The 623-nt window shown below is 65.2% G+C and carries 2 protein-coding genes; both read right to left on the bottom strand.

From position 1 onward, the window contains the following. A partial coding sequence (locus A3764_RS18775; RefSeq protein WP_201722469.1) for a hypothetical protein occupies positions 1 to 304 on the bottom strand: 304 nt, incomplete at its 3' end. Next, on the bottom strand, positions 301 to 623 hold a 323-nt coding region (locus tag A3764_RS25365; protein ID WP_201722470.1), incomplete at its 5' end, for a hypothetical protein. The genes A3764_RS25365 and A3764_RS18775, both read right to left, overlap by 4 nt.

Consider the following 623-nt stretch of genomic DNA (forward strand, 5'->3'; position numbering starts at 1 on the left):
CCTCCGCTTCGGGGTCGGGGGCGATATTCGCGGGCGCGGACAGCCCGCGCGGGCGGCCATGCAGGTTGAAGCGCAGCCGGTAGCCCGGCGCCCGCCCGACCCGCCATTCGAGCGGCTTCATCTTTCGCCGCCCCAGAAAGACGCTGTCATTCATGTTGGCGCCGAAGGCGAAATACCAGACCTCCTCTTCCGGGTGCCCCTCCAGCTTCAGGCCCCACATCCGGTACCAGAGCCGGGCAAGCGGCCAGACCCGCAGTATGATCGGCATCCACAGACGTTTGAGAAATCGGCGAAACGCGATCATGAAACCTCTCCTGCGGCGAGGCGCGAAATGCGCCGCAGCAGGACGAATTGAAGGATCGCCGCAAGGATCGCCGCGACAAAGACCGCATGAATGGATATCGCCGCCACCAGCCCCCCGCCGAGCAGTGGCAGCAGCGCGGCGGGCGAAGCGAGCGCGTTGAAATAGGCGGAATAGGCCGGGCGCCGGTCGTCCGGCGAAATCTCCATCAGGTAGCCGAGATACCCGATGGTCACCCCGTTCATCATCGCGCCGATCACCACGAAAAGCAGCATGTAGCCGACGATCCCCGCCCCTGCGCCGAGCAAAAGCAGCACGAAGA

The sequence above is a fragment of the Sulfitobacter sp. HI0129 genome, assembly GCF_001635395.1.
GTDB lineage: Bacteria > Pseudomonadota > Alphaproteobacteria > Rhodobacterales > Rhodobacteraceae > Sulfitobacter.